The following is a 2,587-nucleotide window of genomic DNA, read 5'->3' on the forward strand; positions in this document are numbered from 1 at the left end:
GAAGACTGATTCATTATGCACCCCCTCTTCAAATGGCGGAAAACAGCGATTCCTGATTGTCGTCGTTGATGCGACGCGGAGTATTGCGCGCCAAATCGGCTTGGATCCGTTCATCTTCAAGGTCACTGGCGCGGATCTGGTAGGGCGCACCGCGCATGACCTGTTCGGCGGGCAATATGCCGTCCCTGATGAAACGGCGGATCTTGACGTGCGACACACGGAGCCTAGCGGCCGCGTCCGACATGGTGAGCCATTCGCCATTCTTGTCGGAAGAGCGATAGCCGCTGATCTTGTGCACTGTGCGTAGCGATTGGACGCGCCGAGCAGTCCAGGTCTTTCCCTGACCGGTCTGCATGCCCATGCGGTTAAGCGTGGCCGCGATTTCGGCATCCGACCACCGCGTTGCCATGGATCGCATGATCGCCAGGGCTTCTTCAGGTGTACGCTGGCCATGCTCGCCGGATTTGGGCTTGCGAACCCGCACCTGCGAGTGCTGGCCTCCATGCCAGTGAATGGTCAGGATCACGTCGCGCGCAGCGTCATCGACGTCCGCCACGATATCCTTGATGAGCGCGCGCAGGAGCTGCTGGCGACAGCGCATGTCGACGCCCGGCGCGTTCCAGGCGGCTTCAAGATCCTTGGCGAGACCCGTGAAGTCCGGAACCGCATCGACAGGCGCCACGCCCCGCACCTCGCTCAGCCTGGCCTCGCAGGTCTCCACGCGCCTGAGCGTGGCTTCCCAGCTCTTCTCGAGCTGGGCCGCAGTGAGCCGGTTCTCGGGGTCGCAGGCGGCATAACGGCGCTCGGCAAGCGACGCCTCATAGCGCGCCTGCTGCAGGTCCATCTCGATCATCTGACGCCGCTTGGCTTCGCTCTCCAGCTGCATCCGTTCAGCCTCCAACGCCGCTTCGATCGCCATCGGCGCAACCGCCTCCAGCGCTTCGCGTGTCACCGCCGCGTCGGTGCGAAAGCCGTTGAACGACATGCATCGCGCCTGCGCCATCATGAGGTTGCCACGCTCGCAGCGATATACCGGATAACCTTGGCCACGTCCGGCATACATGACAACCAGCCTTCGCCCGCATCGACCACAGGAGATGAGACCCGGGAGCAGCGCGCGACCGCCGCGGCCCGACTTGACGCCGCCGGCTTTGCCATAGGCGTTGGCGGCGAGCAGTTCCTGGTTCCGTTCGTACTCGCTCCATCCGATATAACCTTCGTGATGGTCCTTGAGCACCACCGCCCACTCGCTGGCCGGCTTGTAATGGCCATAGCTCTTGCGAACGCGGCCATCGACGATCTCAGTGCGCTTCTCGCTCTTACCATAGACATAGGCGCCGGCGTAGAACGGGTTCTTCAGGATCGAGATCACGTTGCGATAGCGGACAGGCACCCAGTCAAAGGACACCATCTTCTTGCCGTCCGAGGGTCTGGGAAAATGCACGCCGTCGTCGATCATCGAGATCAACACTTGCCGCGCACTGCCGAGTTCGCGGAAACGCGCGAAGATCAGGCGAATAGTCTCCTGCAGGCGCATGTCGGGATCGAACCCGAGACCGTAATCGCGGTGCCAGACATAGCCGAAGGGCACGGAGATGCGCAGTTCGCCGCGCTGCGCCTTGGCGCGGGCGGCCTCGTACATGCGGGCACGCAGCACGCCGAGCTCGAACTCGCTGATGCTGCCCTTCATGCCGAGCAGCAGTCGATCGTTCGGCAATCCTGGATCGTAAATCCCGTCCAGATCGATCACGCGTGCATCGACTTCGCCGCACAACTCGAGCAGCCGATGCCAGTCCGGCCCGTTGCGCGACAGACGGGAAGCTTCCAGGCAAAGCACGGCGCCGACCTGGCCGGTGCACAGATCGTCGACCAGGCGCTCGAAACCGGGCCGCTCCACGGCCCCGCTTGCGGTTCGTCCCAGATCCTCGTCGATCACCTCTACTTTGCGGAATCCCCAGCGCCGCGCGACGTCGACAAGCTCATATTGCCGACGCTGGCTCTCAAGGTTGAGCTGGACCTGCGCCTGAGTGGACTGACGCACATAGACGACGGCCTTGCGCTTGAGGACGGCTGTCGGAATCAGATTACCGCTCGTCATCGCAGCTCTCCTCCTCCGTTGCCACGCCGGCGGCGGCCATCAGTACGTTGGCGAGCCGGGCGATCACTATGGTCCGTTGCGCTGAACTCAGCCCGTTCAGCTTCTGCGAGTCGAGCGGCAAGCTGAGTTGGCGAACGACCACGAGAGATCGTGTCGGGGGTGGCAGGGTTCTCATGTTGCGCCTCCGCGATGGTGAAACCATCCGGAGAGCCTCGCCGGAAACGGCGTTCGATCAAGAGCTTGTGAAGCTCAAGCAGCGCGGCAAGCGATACGCGCGGGGAGCCCAGGTCCATTGTCGCGCAAGCCACCGGATCGACCATCCAGGCGGGAGCGGTAATGACATGCCCCGGCACGACGACGAGATGAATGATCCGACCGTTCGCGCGTTCTTCGCTGTTCTCGCAGCGAAGCCGGCGTCCGAAATACGGATGCCAACGATAATGGACTTCGACCTCCTGCCCAACATGGGCAGAATGACCCCGAGATTGC

2 protein-coding genes are annotated in these 2,587 nt (G+C 62.9%); both read right to left on the reverse strand.

The genetic code is table 11. The features are described from left to right. Window positions 1-28 precede the first annotated feature (28 nt). Window positions 29-2,098 carry a recombinase family protein gene (locus NKJ72_RS30820; protein WP_352480785.1) on the reverse strand — a complete coding sequence of 690 codons (2,070 nt, stop codon included), beginning with the start codon at window positions 2,096-2,098 and terminating at the stop codon, window positions 29-31. Further along, window positions 2,095-2,587: hypothetical protein (locus tag NKJ72_RS30825; RefSeq protein ID WP_352480786.1), on the reverse strand; the 493-nt coding region annotated here is incomplete at its 5' end. The genes NKJ72_RS30820 and NKJ72_RS30825, both read right to left, overlap by 4 nt.

Source organism: Mesorhizobium sp. M0045 (assembly GCF_040323385.1).
Taxonomy (GTDB): domain Bacteria; phylum Pseudomonadota; class Alphaproteobacteria; order Rhizobiales; family Rhizobiaceae; genus Mesorhizobium.

Coding starts and splice junctions, on each gene's coding strand:
- NKJ72_RS30820 (WP_352480785.1), bottom strand. CDS start 2,098: ATGACGAGCGGTAATCTGATTCCGACAGCCGTCCTCAAGCGCAAGGCC.